Raw genomic sequence first — 21,220 nt, 5'->3', positions numbered from 1 at the left:
TATGCGGCCACCGGCTTGTCGATCAGGGACTGGAAGAAGGCTACGGCCGTCAGCATGGCCTCGATGGCGCCGTCGACGATGTGCATGAAGGCCGCGTTCTCGCCGCTGAAGCGGGGATCGAAGCTAAAAGCCGAGCGCGGAAAAGAAGGCCCTGGATGTGTCCAGGTTCTTCACGGGCAGGTTGAGGATGATCTGTTTATGCATGGCGTTTCCCGGCTTCCTCGGTGAAGGTGGAATGGGCAAGCGGTGCGCCGTCCCGGCGACGGGTGGCGGCACACAACATCGACACGCTGGCGAAAAAAGAGTTCCTCCAGAATATCAACAAATACAGAAAACGCAAAAAGTGACGGGCACGTGAGCGATGGCTTGCGGGTCGATCCGGCATACTTCTCCACGATGTCCCATTCAGATGCCAGGTGCCATTTCTGACTCAGGCCGCCACGCTAGCGGCGTCCCTGCGCCAATCTGACGAAATGACAACCTCGTAGTCCAGGAAGAGATCATGTGCGCAGCCAAAGTCGGCCCAACTCAGATTTCAAGGCGCTTCTCCAGCCCGGCATCAAGATATTTTCTCCTTCACGCCAATCGCCGCAACGCACATCGTCAGCAGTGACGCCATTGGCGTGTAGCGCATGCGCCCATCAGCCCATTCCGCAGTGACATAGTCGCGCGAACCCCTCACCGCAAGCGCGAACCGGCTGGCCGCAGGGCATGCACGGGTCGGCGCATTTGACTATGCCGCCGTCCGGCTGTCGCTTAAGGTGACAGCTTTCCTGCCGCGGGACTTTCCATGCGTGTTTTGCTTGCTGTTCGATGGGTGACTGAAACGATAGAATTGCGGAATTGCATTTCTGGAAAGCCAGCGTGAAAGTCGACACCCCCTTGTTCGTTCCCGTGCTGGCCGCACTGCCGGTGTGCGCCTGCATGGCCATCCTCGGCCTGCCCGCCTACAGCAATGGCTATATCGTTGCCTTTCGTACGCTTTTCTTCGTCGCCTGCCTGCTGTGGCTGATTCCGCTGACGCTGCTGCAGCGGGCCATGTGGCGCCGCGATTGGTCCTGGCTGCGCATGGGATCGATACTGCTGGCGACCACCTATGCGATGGCGATTACGAACGCCTTTCTGGGACAGAGCTTTGGGATCGCGATCGGACGGGAGACGGGCTACCAATGGCAATATCTGGCACGGGGCCTGGATAGCTGCTGGCTGGCGCTGGTCGCGTTCTGCGCGGTCCATGCGGTGGCGGTGTATTACCTGTCGCTGCAACAGGCCCGCCTGCATCTGGCCCAGGCGCAAAGCGCGGCGCGCGACGCGGAGCTGCGCGCGCTGCGCCTGCAGGTCAATCCGCACTTCCTGTTCAACTCCCTGAACGCGATCTCCGCGCTGGTGTCGGCCCAGTCCAACCGTGAAGCCAACCGCATGCTCGCGTGCGTGTCCGAGTTCCTGCGCGCCACCCTCGCACACGACGGCCGCCACGAGCACTCGCTGGCCGATGAACTGGCCCTGCTCGACGCCTACCTCGCCATCGAAAAGGCGCGCCTCGGCGAGCGCCTGCGCCTGACGATGAAGGCCGGCCCCGACCTGCTGGACTGCGTCGTGCCCTACCTCATGCTGCAGCCGCTGGTCGAGAATGCGATCCGCCACGGCATCGCGCCGCTGGCCGCTCCCGGGCGACTCGACATTCTGGTCGAGCGCGCCGGCGCGCGCCTGCTCATCGACGTGCGCAACGATGGCCAGCAGCGTGCGCCGGCGGGCAGCGGCATCGGCCTGGCCAACGTCAGGGAGCGCCTGCGCCACCTGTACGGCGCGGAGCAAGAGGTGGATGCAGGTTGGCGTCCGGACGGTCGCTTCCACGTGCAGATTTCCATGCCGCTGCGCGGCATCGAGGCGGCGGCATGACCATCCGGGTCGTGATCGTCGATGACGAGCCGCTGGCCAGGCTGGCGGTCAAGGTCAGGCTGGCCCGGCGCGACGCCTTCACCCTGGTCGGCGAATTCGGTGACGGCGCCAGCGCCTATGAAGGTATCGTGGCGCTGCAGCCCGACCTGGTGTTCGTCGACGTCGAAATGCCGGGCAAATCAGGCCTCGACGTGCTGGCCGCCCTGCCGCCGGCGCAGCGGCCGATGGCGATCCTGCTCACCGCCTACGACGGCTTCGCCCTGCAAGCGTTTGAACTGGCCGCCCTCGATTACCTGCTCAAGCCCGTCGATGACGAACGCTTCGATGAAGCCCTTGAGCGTGCTCAGCAGGCTTTTCCCTACCGCGGCCATGCCCGCGCCGCAGCCTTGGCAGTGCCGAAAGCGCGCACTTTCAGCGTGCGTGTCGGATCGCGCACGGTGCTGGTGCCGGTTGCGGAAGTCGAGCGCATCGAGGCCGACGGCGACTACGCCTGCCTGCATGCGAACGGCAAGACCTGGCTGGTGCGCGAACGCCTGCACAACCTGGCCATGCAGCTCGATCCGCGCCAGTTCCACCGCGTGCACCGCTCGTCCATCGTGCGGCTGGACATGATCGCCGAGCTGCGCTCGCTGACCAACCGGGACGCCATGCTGCGCCTGCGCGACGGCAGTGTGCTGCGCGCCAGCCGCTCCTATATGCCCGCCCTGACGGAGGCGCTGCAACGCCTCGACAAGAAAGCCGAATGAATCACACGCTTCGTAGTCCAACCTGGAGGAATGTATGTTAGGTAGAAAAAAGTTTGTCGCCGCTGTCGTATTGGGCGCGCTGGTGTCATTGCACGCCTCTGCGGCGCCGGACGCCGCCTTGAACGCGTCCGGTCGCACTGCGATCGTGCAAACGCTGGTCGCGAAAATGAATGCGAATTACATCGAGCCAGCGGTGGCCGAACGGGTCGGCATCGCGATCGCCAGGAAAAATGCCGATGGAGGCTATGCGAACGCCGCCAGCGCGCAGGCGTTCAGTGCGGTGCTGGCGCAGGACTTGCGGGAACTGAGCGGCGACTTGCATTTCGGCACCACGGTTTACGAAGGTTTTCGTGAGCGCAGCGGTAGCGCAGACGTGCCTGACCGCGCCAAGATGGAAGAATGGCGCGAGCAGGCCGCGCGGCGCGGCTATGACATCGAGAAGATCGAACGCCTTCCCGGCAACGTCGGCTATATCGAGCTGCGCGGCTTCGGCGGCCCGGAATTCGTCGGCGCGGCATACACGGCGGCGATGTCGCTCATGGCGGGGACGGACGCGCTGATCCTCGACCTGCGCCGCAACGGCGGCGGCAGCCCGGCCAGCGTGGCATACCTGATGAGTCATTTCTTTCCGCTCGGCGACGAGCGTCACCTGATCGACATGTACGATCGCCCGACCGGTACGACGCGGCAGTTCTGGACCGTGAAGACGGTCGCACAGCGCTACGACAAGCCCGTCTACGTGCTGACCTCGGCCCGCACGTTTTCCGCCGGGGAGGACTTTTCGTATGGCATCCAGGCGCAGAAGCGCGGGATCCTGGTCGGCGAAACCACCGGCGGCGGCTCCAATCCCGTGAGCTGGTACGGCGTGGGGCAGGACATCATTGTTGCGATCCCGACCGCGCGCGCGACCAATGCCGTCACCAAGACCAACTGGGAGCACGTCGGCGTGAAACCGGACATCGCCGTGCCCGCAGCGCAGGCGCTGCAGACGGCGCACGTCACCATCCTGCGCACCCTGGTGTCATCCGCAAAGGAGGGCAAGGAACGCACAGAACTGCAGCGCCTGCTTGCGATGGTGGAGAAAGGTGAATCCGATAAACCGGTCTACACGCTCAGGGGCGAGCGTTAAGCATAGCCGCGCGCATGCAGGAAGCACGGCGCGGCGTGCTCACGGCGTTCGCGCGGTACATGACGCATTCTCGTCGCGAAGGCCGTCACGTACGGCGGCTTTTTAGCCGCGTGCCGTCGTTGGCAGGTTGCGCCCCATTGCGGACGTCGCCAGTTGGATGGAAATCACAAGCCGCCTAATTGAAAAATCTCTTTCCTTCGTTTGCAACGATATTCACAAGCTCATCAAACCGCTGGTCACTGTAGTGTAAAGACTCGACGAATTTTTTCGCTTCTTCCCACGAAAGGGAGCGAACTACGCGCCCGCTGTTACAGTCGTCAAGGTAAATCACTGGCGCGTGATGTGTCGTATCTTGTGCAGCCGAAAAGACAGTGGTCTGGAGAAAAAATTCATACTGATTGCCATCGTCTGAATCAAAACCGAATCCGTACGATCCGCCGTCGCGGAAGATATCCGCATATAGAATATTTTTTACTTTCACAGGCTTATGTTCCATAAATTGGAGCGAGCGACTGGCAGCATTAACGACCTCTCTTGGCCGAACCAGGCCGTTCAGCTCAGCATAGCAGGTCGTCAGTACGAAAATCCAGCGCGTCCCACTACAGCCTGGATTCGACCCAAAGCCGCCGTACAAATGAAATGATAGCAGGCAAAGCTCAGTGCTTACGACGCCAGTCTAGGTATTCAAACTCGCTGTCGTCCCTGTCCAATTCAACGCGGTAGTAGGAACGCCTCGCCATCTCGCTAGGGGTATCGTGCCAGTAAAGTTCAGCAATCTTCTCAACTGTTAGACGTGCAAGTAACCGGTTGTAATAGGAGCCTGTAATCTCTCGAGCGCGCTGACTCGGCACCCCAAACCGTTTCTTTACCTCATCGATAGTTTGCTCTAGCAGATGCGGCATCGTGCATTCTATCGGTGCGTCCGAGTCACGAAAAGTAGTGACTAGTTGTTTTAATGCCGAGTCCAGAATGTATCTCGCTACGCTAGAACCAGAGTTGGTTGTGAGAACGAGTTCCCCCTCTTGCTCCAGCTCGACGAGAGATTGCAAAATCTTTTCTACGAGCTGCTCGCCGTCCATATAGAACTCCCGATAATTATGAATTTTCCGTCGGCCCGAAGCTGCCAGTCGGCGAAGGTCCGCTCCTGGCCGCTTTTGGCCGCTAGCGGACGGGCGAATGACTGAGCGCACGAAGTTATTGCCTTCATAACAAGCAAGCGGTTTTATCAGCCGCGCCAAGTCTTCTCCCGGCCATTTACGGGCCAGGCGCCGTGTCATCCGGGCAGCTGACCTCGTCCTCTGGTGTATATAAGGTCATCGGCACGCGCTGGCCGTCCACTTCCAGTTCACGCACCTTCGGCGGCACCAGCTGGAACTCGCCCGCCTGCAGTTTCTCGCGCAGGGGCTTGCAGCGCAGGGCGTCCACGGGGATTTGCCCGCGCGCGGTCCAGCTGCCATCGTCCTTTTCCGCCAGCAACACCGAGGAAGCGCGCGGGTCATTGCTGATCAGCAGCACGTCCTGCTTGCCGTCGCCATCGAAATCGAGCAGGTAGGCATCGCACTGCGGCCCTGCCCGCTTCAGGCAGGCGGGCAGGCGCCAGGCCGGGCCCACTTGCGTCCAGTCCTGGCGCAGGAAGCTCTCCGGCAGCTTCGCCGTGGCCGGGCGCAGGGTCAGGTTGATCGACACGTCGCTCAGCGCGCCCGTCTCGTCGAGGCGGTTCTGGCGCTTGAGCATGGCCTCGGCGCGGGCCCGCACGATGGCCGCGTCCGGCCCCGTCGTGCGCTTCGTCAATTCCTGCAGGGCCGCCTGGCCGTAGCGGGCGCCCTGGAAGCGCAGGTATTCGAAATCGAACTTGTCCACGCCTATCTTGCCGCTGTCCAGGCGCGCCATCTGGCTGGCCACGGAAATGCGCGCCGGGTCCGCCAGCGGCGAGAACAGGGCGAACAGTGCCAGCAGGGTGACGAAGGCGGTGGCCACGTTGACATTGGCGATCAGGTGCAGCCAGTCGCCATACTTGCTGGCCGCCCAGGCATAGCCGACGGCGTAGCAGGTGGCGACCAGCAGGCAGGCGGCAGCGATCAGGCGGTCGGCCGTCCAGCCATGCGACATCACGCGCAGGGTCAGCGCATAGATGGCGATGCCCACCACCCACGGCAGCAGCAGGCAGGCCAGGCGCGTGCCGAGGCGGATGCCGCGCGCCACGCCATGGCCTACTTCGCCATTCTGGAAGGCGGCATTGATCAGCACCACCAGCACGCCGGCCATGCCCAGCAGCACGGACGCCGCATGGCGCGTGGCCCACAGGCGCTCGAAGCCGATGAAGGGCAAGGTCAGCAGGAAGCCGGAGACGAGCACGGCGGCGATCGGCATCAGCCACGACAGCAGCACCAGCAGCAAGGTGCGGATGCCGCGCACGATGGATGGGCGCACGTCGGTGATGTGGATGGCGAACGAAAAGGCGAAGCAGATGACGGGAATCACGAACCAGGCCTGGCCCAGCAGCTTTTTCAGGAAACTGAGCTTGATCAGCAGGAACAGCTGCCCGCCCAGCCACAGCACCAGCCACAGGCCCAGCACGAACAGCAGGGAGAACAGCAGCTGGATGCCCAGCTTCCAGGCGATTTCAAAATAGGTGGGATAGCGGGCGATGCGCCGGCCATCCTGGGCGCTGGCCAGCACCAGCGCGTGGGCGATATAGAAGCCCACGACGCTAAAGCCGAACAGCTGGGCCGAGATCACGCGCAGCGGCGCGCCCGGCTTGTAATTGCCCCAGATCACGTGCTCGGCGCCGCGCGCCACGTCGTGCCAGGCCAGCACGGCCATCACGGCCGCCGCGCCCGCCATCCACAGGGCGATGCGCCTGATCGACATGTGGCCGAGGCTGGACACCAGCAGGATGGGCAGCAGCAGGCTGATCAGCATCAGCGGGCCCAGCAGATACGCTTCCGTGGCGGGCCACACCTTGTCTTGCGCCGTGCTGTACAGCCAGTACAGCAGCAAGCCTTGCAGCAGGCCCGTCACCAGGCGCGTCACCGCGATGCGCGGCGCCACCACCGGATCGAGCAACACCATGTTTTTTCCTGCGGCATCCTGCGGCATAGTCATTCCCTTAGAGTCGTTCATTGCAGTCATTGCTGCACTGCGAGCACGGCCATTATTGCATTTCGTTATCGTCATCTCAACAACGATTCGCGCGCATGCCCTTCCCGCCCGCCCTCGCCGCGGCGCACCGGCAAGCTTTGCGCGAGGCCCCAGGCCAGCTCCGGCACGAGGAACAGCCACAGCAAAGGCTGGCCCGTCATCAGCAGCGCCCACGCCATCCAGGTGGAAAACAGGTAGCGGGCCACGGCGTCGTAGCGGCCGAAGCGCGGCTGCGGATCGCGCATGCGCAGCACCGACCAGACCATCACCACGCTGCCAAACAGGCTGCTGATGAGGAGATGGAACGGCCCGAAGACGGGCAGCGGCAAGCCGCCCAGGCCCACGTTGAGCGCGCTCAAGTGCTCGCGCATGAGCAAAAACGTCCACGGCGTGGCAAACGGGGCCGTCATGAGGACATCGTAAATGGCGCTGGCGCGCACCAGGCGGCGGAAAGCAACAACGGATAACATGCGAACTCCTGTGTATGGAAAGCACCCATTTTCAAGGCTGGAGTACACTCCATGGTCAAGCATTTTATGAAGGAATACCTCCATGCAGATCGGCGAGATGGCGCAGGCGACGGGCTTGAGCCGCGATACCCTGCGCTTTTATGAAAAACGCGGCTTGCTGCGCGCGCGGCGCGGCGCGAATGGCTACCGCGACTATCCGCCCGAGGCGGCGGACTGGCTGCGCTACCTGCGCACCGCGCAGCAGCTGGGCTTTACCCTGGCCGAAATCGAGGCCGACATGCCGCTGCTGGCCGGCGCGGGCGATCCGGCCATGGCGCAACAGCTGCGCGCGGCGCTGGCGCGCAAGCTGGCCGACATCGATGCGCGCATCGCCGGGCTGAACCAGCTGCGCGGCGAACTGGCGCGGCGCATGGAGCAGCAGGCGGCGGCCTGTCCCTTGCGGGGAGACGCCGATGCGGCCCGCTAAACTGCTGCCGTGGCTATGCCTGCTGGCCGCGGGTGGCGCGCAGGCGGCCGAGCTGGCCTGCGGCGATTTCCTGTCCAGGCAGGGCCAGAAGCCCGCCTACATCGTCTACCAGGGTTGCCAGCAGAATATGCAACGCCAGGACCAACCGTTCGAAGCGCGCTACGAAATCGATGGCAGGCATGCGCAGCAGGCGGAAGCGTATCTGCGGCGCGCGTATGGCTTGCCCAGGCTCAAGCGCTATTGCTGCATGTGGGACAGCACGCGCCATTCCTGGCGCGACCGGCGCACGGGCTACGCTTACGTCATGTTCATGGCCACGGAAGAAACGCCGGTGCGCACGCGCGCCGCCTGGCCGCGGATCGCGCGCTTTGTCGTGCAGGTCGACGGCTACGCGACAGACCCCTGAACGACAAAAACCGCCCGTGCGACGCAGCAGGCGGTTTTGCGTGGGGTCAGGCTGGCTTACTTGGCTGCCTTGCGGCGGCGCAGGAAACCCATCAGGCCCAGGCCGGCCAGCAGCATGGCATAGGTTTCCGGTTCCGGCACGGCGGCCATCACGGACACGTTGTCGATCACGGCACCCGAGTAATTGTCGAACGGCGTGCCCGCCTTGGCGGCGCTGGAGAACGACAGGGTCGCCAGGCCGGTGGCGCCGGCCGTGAAACTCAAGGTATTGCCGTACAAGGTGTTCGAGACGGCGGCCGTCGAATAGAAGTTCTGCGCCACGCCGCCAAAATTGACGGCCACGCCCTGGCCTGCGGGGCCGCCGGAATTGCGCGCCATGTCAAAGCTCAGCTGATAGGTTTGGCCGGCAACGACATTGAAATTTTGCGACAGGAAACCAGGACCAGGCGTGCCCAGCATGTCGATGCTGTAGCCATCGATGGCGTTGTACGCATTGCGGATCAAGTCGACGGAACTGGCGCCAACGGTCCAGCCTGTAATGGCCGAGGAACCGCTGTTGACGACATGGAAGCCGCTGGAAAACGTGTAGCCGGGAGCGACCGTTTCAAAATTGCCATTCGTGATCAGGTTGACGGGGCTGGCGCTGGCGGTGCCTGCGGCAAACAGGGCGACAACTGCTGCGATGGTGGCGATTTTCATGGTCTGCGATCCTTGCTTAATTAACATTAAAGTTACCTTAAGTGAAATCATATCTCAGCCATGATGAAAATCAAAGAACTTTGCAAAAATATATTTAATGTGAACAATTTGCAACGATCTCCACTAGATGGAAGGCAGTTCAATCGAGTTCGTGTCGCGCCACCAGGATGCCGTCCGCATCGGCGTAGATCCAGTCGCCCGGGTGTACGGCCACGCCGCTGATCTGCACGCGCACGTCGCGCTGGCCGGCCCCCGTCTTGTTGCTCTTGCGCGGATGCGTGGCCAGGGCGCGCACGCCGATCTGGCAAACATTGATTTCCTCGCTGTCGCGGATGCAGCCATCGACGACGATGCCGGCCCAGCCATTGCTTTCGGCCAGCACGCCCAGCTGGCCGCCCACCAGCGCGCGGCGCAGGCTGCCGCCGCCATCGATCACCAGCACATGGCCCCGGCCCGGCGTTTCCAGGGTGCTGCGCACAAGCGCGTTGTCCTCGAACACGTGCAAGGTGGTGGCGGGGCCGCTGAAGCGCACGCGCTGGCCGAAGGCGCGGTACACGGGCGGCAGCACGGCCAGGGTGCCATCGTCCAGCATGGCCGCATAGTCGTCGCACAGGTCGGTGGTGGCAAAGGTCATGGGGACTCCTTTCGTTGCAGATGGCAACGATTCTATGCCTTTTGCAGCGCGGCGGCACGTGTTTTGCCGCCCACGCCCACGGCCGTGGCAATCGCCAGCGCCTGGAACACGCCGATGAAGACGAACAACAGGGCCGGATGGTCGCCATCCATCAGCGCGCCAAAGAACAAAGGCCCCACGGCCAGGCCGCTGTCGAGGCCCGAATACACGACGCCATACACGCGCCCGGTGGCATTCTTCGGCGCGGCCGCGCGTATCATCAGGTCGCGCGACGGGCCCGCCACGCCGGACGTCAAGCCGATGGCGCCCATCAGCACCACGGCGCCCCAGGCCGGCACGACGGCCATGGCCAGCAGCACGGCCAGCAGCGCCGCGGCGGAAAAGGCGATCGCCACGTTGCGGTCCGGCTGCTGGCTGCGCGCGCCCACCACGCCGCCGGCCAGCATGCCCACGGCCGAGGCCAGCATATAGGCCGTGTAGGCGCTGGTGGCCAGGGCCAGGCTCATGCCGTACAGCTTGACGAGGGCCACGCTGGCAAAGCTCTGGATGCCGCCCAGGGCGATGGCGGTGATGAAGAAGAAGGCAAAGCACATCCATACGGCGGGCAGGCGCAGGAAGTCCAGCGTGCCTTCGCCGCCGGCGACCTGGCCCGGCGCGGCCTTCTTCAATGGCTCGGGGCGGATGGCGTGGCGGTTCAGGAACAGGATCAGCAGCACGCCAAACGGCAGCACGGCCGCGCATTGCAGCGCCACCCGCCAGTCATACTGCGTGGCGACATAGGTCATGAACACGGGAGCCAGGGCCCAGCCGATGTTGCCGCTGATGCCATGCACGGAAAAGCCGTAGGCCACGCGGGCCGCCGAGACGCGCTGGTTGAGGATGGTATAGTCGGCCGGATGGAACACGCTGTTGCCCATGCCGGCCAGCATGGCGCCCAGCATCAGCGCCGCATAGCTGTGCGCGGCGGACAGGGCCAGCGCGGACACGCCCAGCAGGAAAATGCCGGAAAACAGCACGGCGCGGGCGCCGAAGCGGTCGACGACAAAGCCGGCCAGCGCCTGCCCCACGCCCGAGATGATGAAGAACACCGTCATCAGCAGCCCCAGTTCCGCATACGACAGGCCGAAGGCGGGTTTCAGCCAGACGAACAGGGCCGCGAGGATCAGGTGATAAAAGTGCGATACGCCATGCGCCAGCCCCACCAGGGCGATGACGCGCGCATCGCTGCGCAAGGTGGGGAGTCCGGATGCCGAGTGAGTTGTTATCATGTCATACCCTGTCTTATACTGGTGAAGCTCAAGTGTATGCAAAATACCATCGTCCGTTTTCCGACAGAACGACATAATTTATCGAATTAAGGCCAAGCTGATGGGTGTACCTATCCTCCACCATACCCGTATGTGTCCGCCACGGGAAGCGCCCAGCGCGACCGTCCCCGTGACCATGATCGCGCGCGACCTGCAACCCGATGAATTCCTGTTACCGCACAGCCATCCCTGGGGCCAGGTCACGCTGGCGCTCGAAGGCGTGCTGCGCATTACCGCCAACAACAGCAGCTGGGTGCTGCCGCCCATGCGCGCCATCTGGATCGCGCCCCACGTGGAGCATGCCGTCACGATACTGGAAAAAACCCGCTTGCGCCCCCTGTGCATCCATGCCGCGCGCGCGCCGTTCGCGGGCCACGACTGCAAGGTGCTGGAAGTGTCGAACCTGCTGCGCCAGCTGATCATGGCGCTGGAACAGCTGGACCCGGGCCAGGAACCGGTGCGCGAGGCGCTGCTGGCCGAACTGATCCTCGATGAATTGAAACGCTCGGCCACGCGTCCCATCCGCGTGCCCTTGCCCAGCGACAAGCGTCTGAAAACCCTGTGCGACGGCCTGATCGAGAAACCGGGCTCGCACCAGACCCTGGAACACTGGGCGCAGCAGGTCGGCGCCTCGGAGCGTACCCTGGCGCGGCTGTTCGAACGGGAATTGGGCATGAGTTTTGGCCAGTGGCGCCAGCAAGTGCGCCTGGCCCACGCGGCGCCGCTGATCGCGCGCGGCGTGCCGCTGTCGCAGGTGGCCGAAGAACTGGGCTATGCCAGCCAGTCGGCCTTTTCCGCCATGTTCAAGAAGACCTTCGGCAGCTCGCCATCGGCCTTCTTTGCCCAGGGCGACAGAATCTAGCCAGCTGGAAAGCGCGCCGGTACGGCGTTCAGGGCAAGGCGGTGCAACGCCGCCATGGGCGCTTTAGCGGTGCGCTCTCAAGCCATGAAGTCAAACAGGGAATTCTTGCCCGTATAGCCAGGCAGGGCCGAATTCGCGCCCATCTGTTCCTGCGCCGAATACGCCTTCACCAGCGCCTGCGCCTGCGCCGTCAGCGCCTTGGCCAGCACGGCTTTCTTGTTGGTGAGCGTCGTGATCTCCTTGCCGACCGTCTGCACCTCCTTGCGGATGATGCTCGTTTCGCCCGTCAGCTCGCCGATCTTGCTGGCGAACTGGTCCGCCACGCCCTTGCCGTTATTGGTGAACATCTTGCTGACGGCGTCAGGATCGGCCGCGATGGCCGCCTTGAGTTTTTTGTCGTCGAGCACCAGTTCGCCGCTCTTGCCCAAGGTCACGCCCGCGCTGCTCAAGACCGAGGAAGGCACGCCCGTGCTGGCCGTGCGCAGCACTTGCTCCATCTGCGAACGCACCTGGCCCAGGGCCGTGTCGGACTTCAAATCGCCCTGCTGCAAGCTCTGCAGCTTGCTGTTGAGCTCATTGTAGGCCGTGACGAAGCTGGCCACGTTGCTGGCGATCTGGCTGCTGTCCTTGGCGATGACGAGGTCCGTCGTGCCCTTTTTCTTCAATTCGATGGTGGCTCCCTCGACGGCCGTCGTCAGGGTATTCGTGGCGCTCTTGATGTCCTTGCCATCGACGGTGAGCAGCGCGTCCTGCGCGGCGGCCGTCTGCTGCATGCCCTTGCCGGCGCCGGGCGCATAGCTGAGCAGATTGCTGACGGCCGCGTCGCCCGATACGCTGATGCGCATGCTGCTGTCGGCGCCGCTCTTGCCGTTCAGGGCCAGCGAATAGCCATCGGGGCCCTTGACCACGCTGGCGTCGATGCCCTGCTGCTTGAGCGCGGCGGCGATGCCGTCGAGGCTATTGTTGCTGCTGTCGATGGTCAGCGCAATGATCTTGCCGCTGCCAGGCGTAAATTGCTTGCCGTCGGCCGTGCCCACTTCGATCTTGACCAGGGCGGGAGCGCCCGTGCCGATGGCCGCGCTCGAGGATTTTTGCGCGCCGCTGAGCAGGGTCTGCCCCTGCGCCAGCTGCTTCACGTTCAGCTCATGGCTGCCGCTGACGGCCTTGTCGGTGGTGGTGGCGCTCAGCACATCCTTGCTGCTCGACGTGGCCGACGTGGCCAGGCCGCTGCCGGCCATGTTCTTGGCCACGGTCTGGAATTTCGCCAGCGCCGACTGCAGCTGGCCCAGGCCCGAGAATTTGGCCTGGTCGCGCGCCAGGCTGGCGTTGAGCTTGACGACGCCCGTGTTTTGCGACTGCATCTGGCGCTCCACCTTCGCATACACATCGGCCGAAATATTGCCCTGCGTCGTCTGCTGCGTGTTGTTGGTAAAAGCCCTGCTGTTGATGGTCGAATTAAACATGGTAGGCGTTCCCGTCAGGTGTAAGGTCATGGCGCACGGTTCAGGTCCTGACCGTGCAGCGCTGGAAACGGACGACAGGCGCGCGTGGCGCGGCGGCGTCCCTCTTCTGGTTAATAATTATGCAGTATTACCGGAATATCAAAACAGCGAACAGAACAAGTTTTTCCTGACTGCAAACCCATATGCACCATTTTAGCGCAATCACCTGGCGCTTGGCTTCGGGCGTGCCTCAGCGCATGAATTTAGAAATGGCGCTGCTGACGGCCATGTCCAACTGCTGGAAAGTGAGTCCCACCTTGAAACCGGCGCTGCTGAAAATACAGTGCGACACGGACGTGCGCGCCTCGATGATGTGCGCCTTGCCATCGTAAAACAGCTCGAACAGCACCTTGCCCTGCTTGCCTGTCGGCACCGGCTCCGCGATGACGGCCGACATGCCGCCCGGCCCCACATCGAGGGTGCGCGCCGCCACCGGGCCCGCGCCATCCATGACCAACATTGCCTTGGCACGCAATATCTTGCGTGTGCCCTGCCTTTGCTCAACTGACACTGTATTCCGCTTCTCTATCTATGCATTGTCGATACGGATGCGCGAAACGCATCCATCGGACAAATATTATAGTTCTAAACGGAAATTCTGTTTGACTTGTCTCAAGCTTGGCATTTAAACCATACCAACTTTTACTCGTGGTCGCGCAACTTGTTAAACGCTTCGTCAATGCGCTCGACGCCGATCACCTTGATGCCTTCGATGACTTGCTTGGGCAGGTTGGACTTCGGCACCACGGCCAAGGTAAAGCCCAGCTTGGCAGCTTCGCGCAAGCGCTCCTGGCCCCGTGGCGCGGGGCGGATCTCGCCGGCCAGCCCCACCTCGCCAAACACCACGAGCCCCCGTGGCAGCGGCTTGTTGCGCATCGATGAATTGATCGCCAGCAATACGGCCAGGTCGGCCGCCGGCTCCGTGATCTTCACGCCGCCCACCGCATTGATGAACACGTCCTGGTCGAAGGCGGCGATGCCCGCGTGGCGGTGCGCCACGGCCAGCAGCATGGCCAGGCGGTTCTGCTCCAGGCCGACGGACAGCCGGCGCGCATTCGGCAAGTGACTGGTGTCGACCAGGGCCTGGATTTCCACCAACAAGGGACGCGTGCCCTCCTGCGTCACCATCACGCAGGAGCCGGGCACCTGGTTGTCGTGCTGCGACAGAAACAGGGCGGACGGGTTCGACACCCCTTTCAGCCCCTTTTCCGTCATGGCAAACACGCCCAGTTCATTGACGGCGCCGAAACGGTTCTTGATGGCGCGCACGAGGCGGAAGCTGGAATGGGCGTCGCCCTCGAAGTACAGCACCGTGTCAACGATGTGTTCGAGCACGCGGGGACCGGCCAGCGCGCCCTCTTTCGTCACGTGGCCGACCAGAATGATGGTCACCCCCGTCTGCTTGGCCGCGCGCGTCAGCTGGGCCGCGCATTCGCGCACCTGCGCCACGGAACCGGGCGCCGAACTGAGCGCGTCCGAATACACGGTCTGGATGGAGTCGATCACCACCACTTCCGGCTTCAGGTCGTTCAAGGTGGACAGTATCTTTTCCAGCTGGATCTCCGCCTGCAGTTTGAGTTCCTTGGCGTCGATGACGAGGCGCTTGGCGCGCAGGGCGATCTGCGCGCCCGATTCCTCGCCGCTGACGTACAGCACGCGCTTGTGGTGCGACATGTTCGCCAGCGCCTGCAGCAGCAGCGTCGACTTGCCGATGCCGGGGTCGCCGCCGATCAGCACCACGCCGCCGGCCACCATGCCGCCGCCCAGCACGCGGTCGAATTCCTCGATGCCCGTGCCGAAGCGGGGCACGTCGATGGCGTCGATATCGTCGAGCGACAGCACGGGCGCCGTCTGCGCCAGCGACATGTGCTGCGGGTTCGAATAGCGGTTATTCCCGCCCGTCTCGGGCAGGCTTTCCACCATGGTGTTCCACTGGTTGCACGAGGTGCACTGCCCCATCCATTTGTTGCTGATGGCGCCGCAATCGCTGCAGGTGTAGATGGTCTTGACTTTTGCCATGGTGTACTTTGCCCGGGTAAGGTGAAACTGCTGTTTATATATACAGTGGATTCACAGTATATACAAACGGCGGGCCGTCGTCACTATGTCACTTCGACCACGGGCACGCGCGGCGCCAGTGCGCACATCAGCTCGTAGCCGATGGTGCCGGCGGCCAGGGCCACCTCGTCGATCGGCATGCCCTGGCCCCACAAGGTCACGCTGCTGCCGACGCGCGCGCCGGGCACGTGCGTCAGATCGACCATCAGCATGTCCATCGAGACCCTGCCGATGAGGCCCGTGCGCACGCCATCGACCAGCACGGGCGTGCCTTCGGGCGCATGGCGCGGGTAGCCGTCCGCATAGCCGCAGGCCACCACGCCCACCTTGATATTGCCGGCCGCTTCGTAGCGGCTGCCATAGCCCACCACCTCGCCGGCGGCGATATGCTGGATGCCGATGATGCTGCTGCGCAAGGTCATGCTGGGCAGCAAGCCGAACGCTTGCGCGGACGTGCCGCCCGGTGCGCCACTGGGCGTGCCGCCGTACAGCATGATGCCGGGGCGCACCCAGTCGCTGTCGAGCTGGTGCATCAGCACGCCGGCCGAATTGCACAGGCTGCGCGGCAATGATGTGCCGATGCTGGCCGCCCCCGCCTCGAAACGCAGCATCTGCTGCTCCAGGGGCAAGCGCGTGGGCGCGGCCTCGTCCGCATTGGCGAAATGCGTCATCAGGGTGATCGTGCCGATATGCGGCATGGCGCGCAAGCGCGCATAGGCCCCCGCCACGGCTTGCGGCGTGAAGCCCAGGCGATTCATGCCCGTATTCATTTTCAGGTGCACGTCGATGGCGCGCGGCAGGCGCGCCTCTTCCAGCAGGGCGATCTGCTCCTCGCAATGCACGCTGCCGTTCAAGCCATAGTGCGCCATGACAGGCAAATCGCTGGCGTCAAAAAAACCTTCCAGCAGCAAGATGGGCTTGGTCCAGCCCAGTTCGCGCAAGCGCACGGCGTAGTCGACCTCGACCAACGCCAGGCCATCGGCCTCGGCAAACCCCCGCATGGCCCGTTCCAGGCCATGGCCGTAGGCATTTGCCTTGACGACGGCCCACACCCTGGCGCCGCGGGCGCCGGCACGGGCGCGCGCCAGATTGTGTTGCATGGCATCGAGATGGATGGTGGCGAGGAGAGGCCTGGGCATAAGCGTGACACACGGCAAGTGGGAAAGCCGTATTTTACCGGATGCACAGTACGCGGACACGGCAGACGCCACGATCGTGCACAGAGGACATTATTTATAAAATGCTCACATGTGTGTGTATTTTTCTACGGCAGAATAATTAAGCTTCGCTTAGGCAAGAGGATGCAAAGCAGCCCCGTCCAAACTTGGGGTTTGCCGTTTTTTCGTGGTATAAAGCAAGCCAGATATGATTTCAGGCAATCCAGAATGAATCGTGGTTTTTATACCATCATGGCGGCGCAGTTCTTTTCCTCGCTGGCAGATAACGCCCTTTTTTTTGTCGCCGTCGATTTATTGGTGTCCATGAAATCCCCGGCGTGGATCACGCCGCTGCTCAAATTGTCGTTCGTGCTGTTTTACGTGCTGTTGGCCGCTTTTGTCGGCGCCTTCGCGGATGCTCTGCCCAAAGGCAAGGTCATGTTCATCGCCAACATGGTCAAGATTTTCGGCTGCGCCCTCGTCTTCTTCCATGTGCACCCTTTGCTGGCCTATGCCGTCGTCGGTTTTGGCGCGGCCGTGTACTCGCCCGCCAAGTACGGCATCCTGACGGAACTGCTGCCGCCGGAAAAGCTGGTGGCGGCGAATGGCTGGATCGAAGGCTTGACCGTCACCTCCATCATCCTCGGCACCGTCATGGGTGGCGCGCTCGTCAGCGGCCACGTGTCCGACCTGCTGCTCTCGTTCGACTTCCCCCTGATCGACACGGGCATCACCAGCAAGACGGAAGCGGCCCTGTGCGTGGTGGTCGGCATCTATGCGCTGGCAACCCTGGCCAACCTGAAGATTCCCGACACGGGCTGCGTCTATCCGCACCAGGAACGCAATCCTATCAAACTGATCACCGATTTTGCCAATTGCTATTCCATCCTGTGGAAAGACAAGCTGGGCCAGATCACCCTGGCCGTGACGACCCTGTTCTGGGGCGCCGGCGCCACCTTGCAACTGATCGTGCTGGAATGGGCCAAGCAATCGTTGAACATGCCGTTCGACAAGGCGACCAGCCTGGTCGGCGTGGTCGCCATCGGCGTGGCCGCCGGCGCCGTGCTGTCGGCGCGCTTCATTCCGCTGCGCAAATCGCTGACCGTCATTCCGCTGGGTATCGCCATGGGCGTCATCGTCATGCTGATGACGCAAGTGCACTCCGTGTGGATCGCCTACCCGCTGCTGATCCTGATCGGCGCCCTGTCGGGCTTTTTCGTCGTGCCCATGAACGCTCTGCTGCAACACCGCGGCCACGTGCTGATGAGCGCAGGCCATTCCATCGCCGTGCAGAACTTCAATGAAAACCTGTCGATTCTGACCATGCTGGCCGTGTATTCCATCATGATCCGCCTGCACCTGCCGCTCAATATCATCATCACCCTGTTCGGCCTGTTCGTCGCCGGCACCATGTACATGATCATGCGCAAGCACAAGCTGAACCAACTGGAACACGACAATCTTTCCTTGATTGGCGAACAGAAACATTAAACCCAGCAAAGGCTGGGGTCAGACCCTGAGGGTCTGACCCCGGATTTTTTGGGGTTAAGAGTTTTAAATCGGCAAAGCTCCAGCCAGCCGCCGCGCGGCAGCCTGCTCCGTCCAGTCAGGCGGCACGACAAACCCGCGCGTGCGCTCCACTTCCCAGCCTTCGACATTATCCACCGTGACCACCATCACCGGTTGCGCCAGATCAAACAAGCGCGCGCGCAAGGCGTCGGCATCCAGCACCTCCACCTCGCGCCCCTTGAACGGAGCCAGCCATTGCAAGCGCGGCAGCACGACATAGCGCTGTGCCGGCAAGTGCGCCGGCGCGCACCAGAAGCCGTGTCCGTGTCCTTGCGAAATACCGTCCATGCCAGGCATGGCGCCTGCCGCATAGAACAGCCAGCCCTTGACCAGCGCCTGCGCCGCGCGCACGGGCTGCGCCAGCAGGCTTTGCGCGGCCGGATGGCGGGACAAGGCCAGTTGCTTGTCGAGGATCTTGCGCATCTTCAAACCGAGCGTGTCGGCCAGGTTAGGGCCGATCAGGTGGTGGAAGACGCCGGGATCGGGCGCGCCTTCCAGCAGGTAGAACTTGGTGGCGAATTCCCAGTGCAGCAAGCCATCTCCGTCATGCAGCAGGAAATCGAACTCGCCCACCGTGTCGTTGCGGTTCACCTGCACCTGCAAGCCATGCGCTGCCAGCAGTCCCTGCTGCTCAAAATAAAAGGCCAGCAGCTTTTCAGCATACAGACCCAGGCGGGAATAGAATTTCGGCCCCAGCGCCGCATCGAGCGGCGCCGGATCCTCCTGCAATGCCCCCAGCCATGCTGCCACGGCTGGGGTGACGGGAGGCAAGCTGGCGATGCGCCCGCCCCAGTGGCCGCTGGCGGGATCCAGCAAGTCGGGCGAGTCGAGCAGCCAGGCCAGCGCCCGCACGCGGGGGTGCGTCAGATGTCCCCAGCGGCGCTCGAAACGGCCCTGGAAGGTGCCTACGTCCGGCTCAATCACCGTGCGTGCTTTTCGCCAGGCACAGGTCGGCCCAGGCGCGCGCCTTGGCCTTGCCCGTCCCGTCCTGCAGCAGCATTTCCGGATGGAAAGTGGCCACGACCGAGGCCTTGCCCAGCTGGCGCACGGTGCCGCGCACGGGCTTTTCGCCGGGATTGATGCCGGCGGCGGCCATCGAACCCAGGGTGACGATGGTGCGCGGCTGCAGCAGGGCCAGTTCGCGGTCGAAATACGGGCGGCAGGCGGCGGACTCCGCTTCGGTGGGCAGGCGCTCCTGGCCCGCCTCGTCGAGCGGACGGCATTTCAGCAAGTGCGAAATATAGACATCGCTGCCCGCATCGACGGCGATGGCTTTGAGCATATTGTCGAGCAACTTGCCCTGCTCGCCCGGCAAGGCGCGCCCTTCGCGCTCTTCCAGGCGCGACGGGCTGCTGGCCAGCATCAGCCAATCGCCCTGGCGATCGCCACGGCCCATGACGACGCCCTTGCGCGTCTTGCACAAGTCGCAGCGCGCGCATTTGGCCACGGCGGCCGCCAGGCCATCCCAGTCGAGGGCGGCGATATCCGTATCGCTCAGCTGTCTGGCGGGCGGCGGTGGCGGCGCGTCGTCGAACCAGGCCGTGTCGTCCGACGCGGCGATGGGAACGGGCGTTGCGGCCACGGCGACGGGCGCCTCGGCCTGCACCTCGGCGGCTGCTTCAACGACCACTGCGGCGGCTACTTCCGCGACCACCTCGATCACGGCTTCAGCGGTTTCGGCCGCAGGCGCCGTCACGGCGACGTCCACTTCCACGGGAGCGACAGCGACATCAACCGCCTCCGGTACGGCGCCCTGGCGCAAGCGCCACAGGGGCCCGACGCCCATTTCATCGAGGAAAACGGCGCTGCGGCTCATAAGGTATAACGCATCACGATGGCGTCCTCACGTTGCGAATTGGCGGCCGGATAGTATCCCTTGCGCCGGCCGATCTGTTCAAATCCGTAGCGCTGATAAATGTCCAGTGCGCGCACGTTCGACGGGCGCACTTCCAGCAGCATCGATTCCATGCCCAGCTGGCGCGCGCAGGCGCAGGACTGGTTCAGCAGGAAGCGGCCCAGTCCCTGGCCCTGGATGGCGCCCTCGACGGCCACGTTGAGCAAGTGCGCCTCGTCGACGACCAGCATCAGCAAAAAGTAGCCGAGCAAGGTGCCATCGACGTCGCGCAGCACCCAGGCCGGGTAGCCGCTCTTGAGCGAATCGACGAAGTTGCCGTGTGTCCATGGATGCGGATACACGCGCTGTTCCAGCGCCAGCACCTCAGCCAGGTCCGCTTCCTGCATCGGCTGATAGTCGAGGCGCAGCAAGTCCCAGCCGGCGGCACTGCCGGCCCGCGTCACTGCGTCCTGGCCCGCCACGCTCATTGCGCCGGCTCCGCGGCGGCCTTGGCGGCCTGCATGTCGAGGCGTTCCGCGCTCGTGTAGGCGATCTTGTTGCGCAAATACAAAGGCTGCGCCTCGGCCGCCGTCACGTGCTGACCGGCGGCAAAGGCGATACGCGCCAGCTGCGCCACCTGCACGGCGTGCGGCATGATGGCGGCGTCGGCCGTAGCGGCGCACGGCAGCGCGGCCAGCGCTTCGGCGTATGCACTAAAGCCGTTGCCGCAGCCGGTGACGTCGCCTTGCGGCGCCACGCCGGCCGGCGCGCTCAGGGCCGGTGGTGCAACGATCCGCAAGCCATCCTGGTAATCATATTGCGCCCAGTACACTTCGCCCATGCGGGCGTCGAGCACGGTCACGATGCCTTGCGCGCCATGCTGCTGGTGGCAGGCCAGGGCCATGGCATCGAGCGTGACAACGGGCACGACAGGAAGATTCGCGCCGTAGGCCAGGCCTTGCGCGATGCCGCAGGCCGTGCGCACGCCCGTAAACGAGCCGGGACCGGAGCCGTAGGCGATGGCGTCGACGTCGGCCAGGCTGACGCCCGCTTCGGCCAGCAATTCCTGCACCATCGGCAAGATGGACTGGGAATGGGTGCGCACGCCCGACGACGAACGGGACAGAATGGCATCGCCGCGCAACAAGGCGCAGGAGGCCAGTTCGGACGAGGTTTCAATAGCAAGTAAAGTGGGAAGTAAGATAGGCATGGCGTATTTTAACCTGTGCCTGTACGTTCTTACAGTGCGCAGTGCGTACCGCCGCTGCCGCATTGCACAACACTCCCTCCGGCCCGGCTATAATGGCAGACTGGCTGGCGGCAACGCCGCAGCCGGTCTTCG

The 21,220-nt window shown here is 63.6% G+C and carries 22 protein-coding genes; 7 read left to right on the top strand and 15 right to left on the bottom strand.

What is annotated here, in order from left to right; translation table 11 throughout:
• The first annotated feature begins 843 nt into the window (after positions 1 to 843).
• The 3 genes from J0O65_RS19570 to J0O65_RS19560 are packed head-to-tail and all read left to right on the top strand — an operon-like array spanning position 844 to position 3,774.
• Positions 844 to 1,899: a sensor histidine kinase gene (locus J0O65_RS19570; RefSeq protein WP_251373851.1), complete on the top strand. Its 1,056-nt coding sequence runs from the start codon at positions 844 to 846 to the stop codon at positions 1,897 to 1,899.
• Complete coding sequence (locus tag J0O65_RS19565) at positions 1,896 to 2,645, top strand: LytR/AlgR family response regulator transcription factor (protein ID WP_215408899.1); 750 nt, start codon at positions 1,896 to 1,898, stop codon at positions 2,643 to 2,645. The genes J0O65_RS19570 and J0O65_RS19565 overlap by 4 nt, the downstream gene beginning before the upstream one ends.
• Before the next feature lie 34 nt (positions 2,646 to 2,679).
• A complete protein-coding gene (locus J0O65_RS19560) occupies positions 2,680 to 3,774 on the top strand; it encodes a S41 family peptidase (RefSeq protein ID WP_215408898.1) in 1,095 nt (364 codons plus the stop codon).
• Positions 3,775 to 3,949: 175 nt separating this feature from the next.
• Here J0O65_RS19560 and J0O65_RS19555 read toward each other — a convergent pair whose 3' ends face one another.
• From J0O65_RS19555 to J0O65_RS19540, 4 genes are all read right to left on the bottom strand, one after another.
• Positions 3,950 to 4,270 (bottom strand): hypothetical protein, encoded by a 321-nt coding sequence (locus tag J0O65_RS19555; RefSeq protein ID WP_139335837.1) that lies wholly within the window; start codon positions 4,268 to 4,270, stop codon positions 3,950 to 3,952.
• Positions 4,271 to 4,430: 160 nt separating this feature from the next.
• Complete coding sequence (locus J0O65_RS19550) at positions 4,431 to 4,853, bottom strand: hypothetical protein (RefSeq protein WP_215408897.1); 423 nt, start codon at positions 4,851 to 4,853, stop codon at positions 4,431 to 4,433.
• A 175-nt stretch (positions 4,854 to 5,028) separates the two neighbouring features.
• Positions 5,029 to 6,846: a DUF4153 domain-containing protein gene (locus J0O65_RS19545; protein WP_215408896.1), complete on the bottom strand. Its 1,818-nt coding sequence runs from the start codon at positions 6,844 to 6,846 to the stop codon at positions 5,029 to 5,031.
• A gap of 101 nt (positions 6,847 to 6,947) precedes the next feature.
• Positions 6,948 to 7,385 carry a hypothetical protein gene (locus J0O65_RS19540; protein WP_215408895.1) on the bottom strand — a complete coding sequence of 146 codons (438 nt, stop codon included), beginning with the start codon at positions 7,383 to 7,385 and terminating at the stop codon, positions 6,948 to 6,950.
• Between the two features lie 82 nt (positions 7,386 to 7,467).
• Here J0O65_RS19540 and J0O65_RS19535 point away from each other — a divergent pair, with 82 nt between their 5' ends.
• Together J0O65_RS19535 and J0O65_RS19530 are read left to right on the top strand one after the other, a co-directional pair.
• Positions 7,468 to 7,851: a MerR family transcriptional regulator gene (locus J0O65_RS19535; RefSeq protein WP_215408894.1), complete on the top strand. Its 384-nt coding sequence runs from the start codon at positions 7,468 to 7,470 to the stop codon at positions 7,849 to 7,851.
• The gene (locus J0O65_RS19530; RefSeq protein ID WP_215408893.1) at positions 7,838 to 8,257 is read left to right on the top strand and encodes a DUF4952 domain-containing protein; all 420 of its coding nucleotides are present in this window, start codon (positions 7,838 to 7,840) and stop codon (positions 8,255 to 8,257) included. The genes J0O65_RS19535 and J0O65_RS19530 overlap by 14 nt, the downstream gene beginning before the upstream one ends.
• A 56-nt stretch (positions 8,258 to 8,313) precedes the next feature.
• On the opposite strand, the gene J0O65_RS19525 is transcribed toward J0O65_RS19530, so the two are convergent.
• From J0O65_RS19525 to J0O65_RS19515, 3 genes are all read right to left on the bottom strand, one after another.
• Positions 8,314 to 8,955 carry a choice-of-anchor C family PEP-CTERM protein gene (locus J0O65_RS19525; protein ID WP_215408892.1) on the bottom strand — a complete coding sequence of 214 codons (642 nt, stop codon included), beginning with the start codon at positions 8,953 to 8,955 and terminating at the stop codon, positions 8,314 to 8,316.
• Positions 8,956 to 9,094: 139 nt separating this feature from the next.
• On the bottom strand, positions 9,095 to 9,589 hold the full coding sequence (rraA, locus tag J0O65_RS19520) for a ribonuclease E activity regulator RraA (protein WP_215408891.1): 495 nt from the start codon (positions 9,587 to 9,589) through the stop codon (positions 9,095 to 9,097).
• 32 nt (positions 9,590 to 9,621) lie between these two features.
• Positions 9,622 to 10,857 (bottom strand): MFS transporter, encoded by a 1,236-nt coding sequence (locus J0O65_RS19515; protein WP_215408890.1) that lies wholly within the window; start codon positions 10,855 to 10,857, stop codon positions 9,622 to 9,624.
• A 130-nt stretch (positions 10,858 to 10,987) separates the two neighbouring features.
• Here J0O65_RS19515 and J0O65_RS19510 point away from each other — a divergent pair, with 130 nt between their 5' ends.
• Entirely contained in the window at positions 10,988 to 11,758 is a 771-nt protein-coding gene (locus J0O65_RS19510) for an AraC family transcriptional regulator (RefSeq protein WP_251373850.1), read from the top strand.
• Between the two features lie 77 nt (positions 11,759 to 11,835).
• Here J0O65_RS19510 and fliD read toward each other — a convergent pair whose 3' ends face one another.
• The 4 genes from fliD to alr all read right to left on the bottom strand — a co-directional run bounded on the left by fliD (position 11,836) and on the right by alr (position 16,457).
• Positions 11,836 to 13,221 (bottom strand): flagellar filament capping protein FliD, encoded by a 1,386-nt coding sequence (fliD, locus tag J0O65_RS19505; RefSeq protein WP_215408888.1) that lies wholly within the window; start codon positions 13,219 to 13,221, stop codon positions 11,836 to 11,838.
• Between the two features lie 229 nt (positions 13,222 to 13,450).
• Positions 13,451 to 13,771: a PilZ domain-containing protein gene (locus J0O65_RS19500; RefSeq protein WP_353056216.1), complete on the bottom strand. Its 321-nt coding sequence runs from the start codon at positions 13,769 to 13,771 to the stop codon at positions 13,451 to 13,453.
• 131 nt (positions 13,772 to 13,902) lie between these two features.
• Positions 13,903 to 15,279 carry a DNA repair protein RadA gene (radA, locus tag J0O65_RS19495; protein WP_215408886.1) on the bottom strand — a complete coding sequence of 459 codons (1,377 nt, stop codon included), beginning with the start codon at positions 15,277 to 15,279 and terminating at the stop codon, positions 13,903 to 13,905.
• A gap of 83 nt (positions 15,280 to 15,362) precedes the next feature.
• Complete coding sequence (gene alr, locus J0O65_RS19490) at positions 15,363 to 16,457, bottom strand: alanine racemase (protein WP_215408885.1); 1,095 nt, start codon at positions 16,455 to 16,457, stop codon at positions 15,363 to 15,365.
• Positions 16,458 to 16,703: 246 nt separating this feature from the next.
• On the opposite strand from alr, the gene lplT reads away from it, so the two are divergent.
• Entirely contained in the window at positions 16,704 to 17,966 is a 1,263-nt protein-coding gene (lplT, locus tag J0O65_RS19485) for a lysophospholipid transporter LplT (protein WP_215408884.1), read from the top strand.
• Positions 17,967 to 18,029: 63 nt separating this feature from the next.
• Here lplT and J0O65_RS19480 read toward each other — a convergent pair whose 3' ends face one another.
• From J0O65_RS19480 to tsaB, 4 genes are read right to left on the bottom strand one after another with little or no spacing between them, the layout of a single operon-like run.
• Entirely contained in the window at positions 18,030 to 18,965 is a 936-nt protein-coding gene (locus tag J0O65_RS19480; protein ID WP_215408966.1) for a DUF1853 family protein, read from the bottom strand.
• Entirely contained in the window at positions 18,961 to 19,860 is a 900-nt protein-coding gene (locus J0O65_RS19475; protein ID WP_215408883.1) for a uracil-DNA glycosylase, read from the bottom strand. Before J0O65_RS19475 ends, J0O65_RS19480 begins: the two co-directional genes overlap by 5 nt.
• Positions 19,857 to 20,366, bottom strand: coding sequence for a ribosomal protein S18-alanine N-acetyltransferase (rimI, locus tag J0O65_RS19470; RefSeq protein ID WP_215408882.1), 510 nt, complete (start codon positions 20,364 to 20,366; stop codon positions 19,857 to 19,859). The genes J0O65_RS19475 and rimI overlap by 4 nt, the downstream gene beginning before the upstream one ends.
• Positions 20,363 to 21,088, bottom strand: coding sequence for a tRNA (adenosine(37)-N6)-threonylcarbamoyltransferase complex dimerization subunit type 1 TsaB (gene tsaB / locus J0O65_RS19465; protein WP_215408881.1), 726 nt, complete (start codon positions 21,086 to 21,088; stop codon positions 20,363 to 20,365). Before tsaB ends, rimI begins: the two co-directional genes overlap by 4 nt.
• Positions 21,089 to 21,220: the final 132 nt, after the last annotated feature.

It is taken from the genome of Janthinobacterium sp. JC611, assembly GCF_018682595.1.
Lineage (GTDB): Bacteria > Pseudomonadota > Gammaproteobacteria > Burkholderiales > Burkholderiaceae_D > Janthinobacterium.
This window is presented reverse-complemented; position numbering and strand designations above follow the sequence as displayed.